This window comes from Corallococcus sp. CA047B (assembly GCF_003612065.1).
GTDB classification, from domain to species: Bacteria; Myxococcota; Myxococcia; order Myxococcales; family Myxococcaceae; genus Corallococcus; species Corallococcus praedator.
In genome coordinates, this window is the sequence record NZ_RAWD01000415.1 from 1 (window position 1) to 6,925 (window position 6,925).

Sequence of the window (6,925 nt, forward strand, 5' to 3'; positions counted from 1 at the left end):
CCTTCAACCCGCGCGCCCGCGCCCTCCCCCTGCAGGACGACGGCCGCCACCCGCGCGGACAGCTCCACCCGGGCTCCGGCCTCGCGCGCCTGGAGCGCCACCGCATCCACCAGGGTGCTCCACCCTCCGTCCACGTACAGCACGTTGGCGGCGATCGCGTATTGGAGCTGCGCCACCGCCGCCTGCGCGCTAAGCGCGGAGTGGTCCGCGCAGTACGTGGCCACCCGGAACAGCGCCGCGACGAGGGCCCGGCTGTCCTCCCGGGCCAGGCGGGTGTCCAGCCACTCGCGCGTCGACAGGCGGCCCAGCGGCTCCGTGTCGATGCGCGCCAGCCCCGCGAGCAGCTTCGCCACCTCCAGCTTCGCGGCCAGGGACAGCACGTCCGTCGTCAGGAGCGTCACGGGCCCATGAGGCAGCGTGTGCAGCCGGCCTGAGTGCAGCGCATAGCGGCCTGCCTGCCCTGGAACGCCGCCCTGGGGCTTCACCCCCAGGCGTCCCAGCACCCGGAGACCCGCGCCCGCGCGATACAGCGCATGCGGCCCCAGGTTGAAGCGGAAGCCCTCCACGTCCGAAGTCTGGGCCCGTCCGCCCAGGTGCTTCGAGCGCTCGAACAGCGTCACCTCGCAGCCACCGCGCGCCAGCAGCGCCGCGGCGGTCAGCCCGCCCAGCCCTCCGCCAATCACCGCCACCTTCATCGCCTGCATGCCCGTCCTCCGTCCGCGCACCCGGGAAATTCCAGGGGCTTCACGGGCACCACGACGGAGGACGGCGAAAGGTTACAGCGCCCTGATTCAGCGTGATTCAGAGGGATGGGTGGTCGCGGCCCACTTCTTCCCATTGAACAGGTAGACCCAGGTGGCGTTGCCCTCGCCCCAGTCCACCAGGCCCTGCCGCGCCGTCTTGGGCTCGCCGTGGGGACCCTTCCTGGGCCTGGGCGCGTAGAGCTGGAGGCAGCTCACGTCGCGAGGCAGGGCGAGCACCTCCCGGACCTTTCCATTCTTCGTGAACACCACCCGCACCGGCACGGACTGGTTGCACGAGTAGTCCTTGCCCGGAAACGCGTAGTCCGGCTGGCCATCCTTGTCGAAGTCGCCCGGGACGCAGGGCACTCCGCCCGTCTTCAGGGCGTTCAAGTCCACGCCAATCTCCCCAAGCTGGGGGGCCGCCGTGCCAGGAGTCCCCACGCAGAGGCACTGCGTGCTCTTCTCCGTTGAACACGCCGGATCCGCGAGCGTGATCGCCACTCGCTGTTCGTCCGGCGCATCCGGCGGCGCGGCCTCCGCGATTCCCAGCGCCGCCAGCAAGAACACCCCAGCGCCCATCCAATGCATCCGCGTCATTCGTGGATCCCCTCGTGTCGTCGGGGAGCCTTATCAGAAGGGCTGGGAGGCTAACTCATGAGAGTTCCCCAACGTGACAGCGCCCACGGCGGGAAGATGCGCAGGTAGGTGTCGTAGTGGATGGCGCAGGTGCGGTTGAACACGCCCGCCAGGGGCTCCGGGGGCCACCGGCCATCCGCGCCCTGCCGCGCGCGAAGCCACGCCACGCCCCGTCGGGCGGCCTCTGACTCCCCGTCGCCCGTGGCCGCCAGCGCCATCAACGCCCACGACGTCGTCACCGCGTGCCCCGTGGGCCCCTCCACCCAGCGACGCTCGCGACAGCTCTGGAGGGTCTCGCTCCAGGAGCCGTCCTCGCGCTGGTGGGCCTTCAGGAACGCGGAGGCCCGGCGCAGCACCGGGTCTCCTGGCTTCAAGCCGCCAGCCACCAGCCCCGTCACCGCGAACCACGTGCCGTAGCTGAAGCACACGCCCCACGACCCCTCCCAGCCTCCATCCGGGCGCTGTGTGCGGCGCAGGAAGTCCACGCCTCGCGCGATGGCCCGTCCCACCGGCGCCTCCGGCCGCGCCTTCCGCCAGGCCACCAGCGCCTGCACGCACGCGGACGTGCACTCCACGTAGCTGGCGTCCACCATGATGCCGGCGAACACATCCGAGGGGTTGAACCGCTCCAGCCAGCGCGGCCCCCGCTGTTGCTCGTAGGTGGCCCAGCCCCCGTCCCGGTTCTGCAGCGACAGGATGAACTCCACCGCCTGCGCCAGCCGCTCGCGAGGCACGCGGTTGAGCCCGAGCGGCTCCAACAGCAGACACGCCTTCAGCCCCTCCGCGGTGCAGTCGCTGATGGGCCAACCGTGGGCGCGGGTGCTGAACGGCCAGCCGCCCCGACTCGGATGCCGGTGGTGGCGCGCGGCTTGATGCGAGTCCTCCAGCACCTGCTCCGCCTCCAGGAAGCGACCCGCGCGCTCCAGGGTGTCCCGCGCCCCTGCCGCCTGTCCCGAGGCCACCAGCGCCTGCACCGCGAACGCGGTGTCCCAGAGCTGAGAGGAATTGTAGCCGTTGACCTTCGTGCCATCCGCGGAGTGCTGGAGATAGTCCGGCAGGCGCTCCAGGTGGGCCCGAACCTCCGGACCGTCCGGCCGGGCCAGATGCCACACCACGGTGTTGAGCACCTTGTTGATGGGCCCGATGCAGAGGTGATGCGTGGCTTCATCCTCCCCGCGAATCAACGCCAGACACTCCTCCAGCGCACGGGCGCGCAGCCGCTTCGGGTGGACCCGCTCGTAGAGGCCCAGCGCCCGGTTCACGGCGCGAAGCCACCCACTCCGGGGGGTGTAGGCATCGGACGCGGCCACCCGGTTGCGCGCTTCCTTCCAGTCCACGGCGGCGTAGGACTGGGGATACAGCTCGCGGCGCACCTGGGCCAACAGGGGCGTCTCCACCGCGCGGGCCCGGCGGCCATACAGCCAGCCCATGGGCAGGTACACCATGCGGCAGTGACACCACAGCCGCGACGGATGGAATGGCAGCCATCGCGGCAGCAGCCACGGCTCCGGAGGAATGGGGGTCAACCCGTCGTAGTCATAGAGCCCCAGGAGGGCGAGGACGAACTTCCCCCAGGAACCACTGCCCAGCGGACCGCCCCGGGGCAGGAACCACGCCCGCGCGCGCACGAGGTCCGGGTCGGTGGCATCGACGCCCATCAACCGCTGGGCCACGTAGTTGAGCACCGTCGTGAAGACGAGGCTTCGCGACTCCACGTCCAGCCCCCAGCCCCCATCGTCGTTCTGGTGGGCCCGCAGGTGGGCGAGCATCCCCTCGCGGGTGCGCGCGTCCGGGGCCCGCCCCATCACATACAGCCCGGCCACATACACCGGGGTCAGGAAGAGCGGGCCGCCGTAGTCGCCCTTCCAGGAGCCATCCGCCTCCTGGGTCCGGGCCAGCACGTCGCGGGCCCGCTGCATCACCACATCGCCTCCGCCCCCTGGGATGCTCGCGAACATTCGGCATAGAGCGCCCGCAGCGCGGCATCCGACGCCACCCGCTCCTGCGTGAGCTGCATCAACAGTCCCACCGACTCCCGGCGCATCTTCACCGGCTCGGGGTCGAACACCGCGGGATTGCCCTCCACCGCGTTGAGCGTCATCACCGCGAAGAAGAGGGGATACAGGCAGAACAGCCGCAGTCCCGGCTCTTCGGGGGGGAGCGCCAGGGAGTATTCAAGCGCGACGTCCAGCTCCCGGCGCGCCACCGCCACCAGCTCATGCATCAGCGCGACCGCCCGCGCGCGGTCGGCCGGCCGGGTGAGCGTTTCGGGCGAAAGCCCGTGCGCCGCCATCCGGTCCCTTGGCAGCCAGCAGCTTCCGCGGTCCAGGTCCTCGCGCACGTCCTTCAGGATGTTGGTGAGCTGCAGGGCCCTGCCAAAAGCGAGGGCTCGCTGCGTGAGCCGGGCCCGCCGCTCGGCGACCCACGGTGAGTGGTCGATGAAGAGGCCGGTCAGCATCTCGCCCACCACGCCCGCGACGTAATAACAATACATGAACGTCGCCTGGAGGTCGGGCAACCCCTCGATGTGACCGCTGCCCCCGTGCATGCGTTGGATGGATTTCATCCCGCCCGTCATCGTGCGCACGCACCGGGAAATGTGTGGGTGGACCCAGGAGGGGAGCGACGCCAGGGTCTCCAGCACCGTGGGCGTCCCCGCGAGCAGCGCTGCTTCCGCCACGGGGGCCTCCTCTCGCAGCGCGCCCCCCGCCCGCCGCGCGAAGGCCCGGGCACGCGCTTCCCAGTCCGGTCCCAGCTCCACGAGGTCCGCCAGCGCGTCGAGCAATCCCCCCTGGAGCGGCCCCGGGGCCTCGTCCTCCAACGTGTCCGCGATGCGGCACAGCAGGTAGGCCACCGTCACCGCCAGGTCCAGGGGCTCGGGCAGCAGCGGGATATTCAGCGCGAACGTCCGGGACACCCGGGGGAGCTGCGTACGGCAAAACGACTCTCCTGGCGCAACCATGCCTGCCTCCTCTGCGTGCGTCGTCTTGCTTCAATGGCTAAGTCATCAATCACAGACAGGTGGATCCAGAATCGGGTGAGGGCCGCGTGGGGGACGTCGATGTGGTGATTGCCGGAGGTGGGCCCGCGGGGTGCGCGGTGGCGGCCGCGCTCGCCGAGCTGGGGCTGTCCGTCCTGCTGGTGGACGCGGGCGTGGACCGCCACAAACAGCTCGCGGGGGAGCTGCTCCACCCCACCGGCGTGCGGGACCTGCGAGCGCTGGGCTTCGGGGACGTCGTGGACGCCTGGCAGTCCCAGCCCGTGCGCGGGTTCGCCGTGCGCTTCCAGGCCCCTGCGCGCACCCTCATCCTGCCCTATGGGAGCGGGGTCACCGGACTGTCGCTGGACCATGCCACCCTGACCAACTCCCTCCTGGAATCGGTGGCCCGGCGCCCCGGCGTCACCCTGCTCGGCCGGGCCCGGGTGACGGCCGTGGAGCACAACGACGCGAGAGGTGTCCGCCTGCGCTTCTCCCAACAGGGCGCCGAGCACACCCTCCACGCCCGGCTGCTCGTGGCCGCGGACGGACGCGCGTCGCCCGTGCGGCGGATGCTGGGCATCGCCGAGCACCATGCCCGCATCTCCACCATGCTGGGCGTCACCGTGGACAGCGCCTGCCTGACCCACCCGGGACACGGTCACCAGTTCGTGGGAGGCCCCCTGCACGTGCTGGCCTATGCCATCCAGCCCGGCGTGGCGCGGGTGATGGTCGATCTCCCCCTGGGCAGCACCACCCAGACCTTGAAGGGCCACCCGGAGCTGCTGCACACCCTGCCCTCCGGTCTGAAGGCCGAAGTCTGGCGGGCGCTGGAGGAAGGGCCCGCCCCGCGCATGGCCTCCAACGACGACTGGCTGGCGGAGACAGTCTGGGTGGAGAGCGCGGTGCTCGTGGGCGACGCCGCCGCGTGCTGCCATCCGCTCACCGCCAGTGGCATGGCGTCGTGCTTCCACGATGCCCGCGCCCTCCAAGAAGCGCTGCGACGCCATCCGGGGCCCATCCACCGCGCGCTCGAACACTACGCGCGCGAGCGACGGCCGGCGCAGCGCACCCGCGTGGCGCTCGCCTCCGCGCTCTACAGCGCCTTCGCCCGACATGACGAGGGCATGCGGGCGTTGCGCCAGGGCCTCCTGCACTACTGGGAGCACAGCCCGCGCGGCGCGCGCGCCTCCATGGCCCTGCTCTCCTCCGAGGAGCCGCGCATGCGGGTGATGACCCGCGAGTACCTGAGGGTCGTCGGCCATGCCCTCATCGCCATGCTGTCGCCGCAGGCCCAGGCCGGCCGGCTGCGGTCCGCCGCGCCGTTGCTGCGCGCCTCCGGGCCTCCCCTGCGGGACGCCGTGGCGAGCGCGGTGGAACAGATGGGCAGCTGGCTGCATCGTCGTGTCCGCCGTCCCGTCTACAGGCTGGCCCGGGCCGGCTGGGCCTCCCCCAGGCGCGCCTTCGCATCCAGCCGGTAGCCCCTGCCACGCCACTCCACCTCGCGCGACAGTCGCGCGGACAGCACCACCCCCGCGCCCAGCAGCGGCAGCACCGCCGGCACCCAGTAGTGACGAAGCGCGACGCGCGGCCCGTGATGGGCCCGCTGGAGCCCCAGTTGGCTCCACACGGAGAAGCCGATTGGCAGCGCCGCCACGGCCGCGCGCCCCCAGGCCCTGCGCGCCACCGCCACCGCCAGGCCTCCCCACGCAATCCAGCTCACCATCCCTCGCACCCAGTTGGGTCGCGCGAAGCCCCAGGGCAGGCCCGATTCCGAGAAGAGGATCCACCGCCGGAAGATGCGCAGGAACGCGCGCAGCTCCAGCTGTCCGGTGACGATGCGCAGGGGCGTGTGGATGACGCGGTTCTTCCACCCGGCCTCGTGCAACCTGCGCCCCAGGTACATGTCATCCACGAGCTGACCGGCGGCGCAGCGCACGCCGCCAATGGCCGCGAGCGCCTCGCGGCGGAAGACCATCAACTGCCCCATGATGAAGGGCAGCGCGCCGTCCGCTTGCGCCGTGCGCGCCACCAACGCGCCGTACCACGCATTCACCAGCAGCCCGTAGCCCACGTCGCCCGCCAGGGGCGCGTCCGCCACCGCGTAGACGGGCGCGAACGTGGCGCCCGTGCGCGCGTCCTCCAGCAGCGCTCCCACCAGCGCCGTGAGCACCCCGGGCGCGGGCCGCGTATCTGAATCACTGAAGGCCACCAGCGTGCACCGCGACCGCTCCACCCCCACCTGCATGGCATTGAGCTTGCCCGTCAGGCCTTCGGGGGGCTCGCCCGCCACCAGAAGTTCCACCCGCCTCGCGCGCGTCGGATGCCGGAGGACCTCCTCCCGGGTGGGAGCGAACGCCGGGTCCTCCTCGCTGTCGAAGACGAACAGCACCTCCCACTCGCCGGGATAGTCCAGCTCCAGCAGCGCGCGCACGTTCTGCCGCGCCTCCACGTCCAGGCCCCGGATGGGGCGGATGAGGGTCACCGAAGGCGGCTCGAACGGCTTCGCGGCCGGTGCCGGGCGCCGTCGCAGGCCCGCCATCAGCCCCAGGTGTCCATGGACCAGCAG

Annotated in this window: 6 protein-coding genes; 1 reads left to right on the top strand and 5 read right to left on the bottom strand. The window is 71.6% G+C overall.

All coding sequences use genetic code 11. From position 1 onward, the window contains the following. The 4 genes from D7X74_RS37475 to D7X74_RS37490 all read right to left on the bottom strand — a co-directional run. Positions 1–704 (bottom strand): FAD-dependent oxidoreductase (locus tag D7X74_RS37475; RefSeq protein ID WP_120537776.1); only part of this gene is annotated, 704 nt, incomplete at its 3' end. Positions 705–791: 87 nt separating this feature from the next. After that, positions 792–1,310 carry a hypothetical protein gene (locus D7X74_RS37480; RefSeq protein WP_233602426.1) on the bottom strand — a complete coding sequence of 173 codons (519 nt, stop codon included), beginning with the start codon at positions 1,308–1,310 and terminating at the stop codon, positions 792–794. A gap of 80 nt (positions 1,311–1,390) precedes the next feature. Then, entirely contained in the window at positions 1,391–3,298 is a 1,908-nt protein-coding gene (locus D7X74_RS37485) for a 2,3-oxidosqualene cyclase (protein WP_120537778.1), read from the bottom strand. Next, on the bottom strand, positions 3,298–4,341 hold the full coding sequence (locus D7X74_RS37490; protein ID WP_120537779.1) for a squalene/phytoene synthase family protein: 1,044 nt from the start codon (positions 4,339–4,341) through the stop codon (positions 3,298–3,300). Before D7X74_RS37490 ends, D7X74_RS37485 begins: the two co-directional genes overlap by 1 nt. Positions 4,342–4,427: 86 nt before the next feature. Between D7X74_RS37490 and D7X74_RS37495 the strand changes: the two genes are divergently transcribed. Continuing rightward, complete coding sequence (locus D7X74_RS37495; protein ID WP_158622350.1) at positions 4,428–5,837, top strand: NAD(P)/FAD-dependent oxidoreductase; 1,410 nt, start codon at positions 4,428–4,430, stop codon at positions 5,835–5,837. On the opposite strand, the gene D7X74_RS37500 is transcribed toward D7X74_RS37495, so the two are convergent. Further along, positions 5,777–6,925 (bottom strand): glycosyltransferase family 2 protein (locus D7X74_RS37500; RefSeq protein ID WP_147446825.1); only part of this gene is annotated, 1,149 nt, incomplete at its 5' end. The genes D7X74_RS37495 and D7X74_RS37500 overlap by 61 nt on opposite strands.

Coding starts and splice junctions, on each gene's coding strand:
- D7X74_RS37485 (WP_120537778.1), bottom strand. CDS start 3,298: ATGCAGCGGGCCCGCGACGTGCTGGCCCGGACCCAGGAGGCGGATGGC.
- D7X74_RS37490 (WP_120537779.1), bottom strand. CDS start 4,341: ATGGTTGCGCCAGGAGAGTCGTTTTGCCGTACGCAGCTCCCCCGGGTG.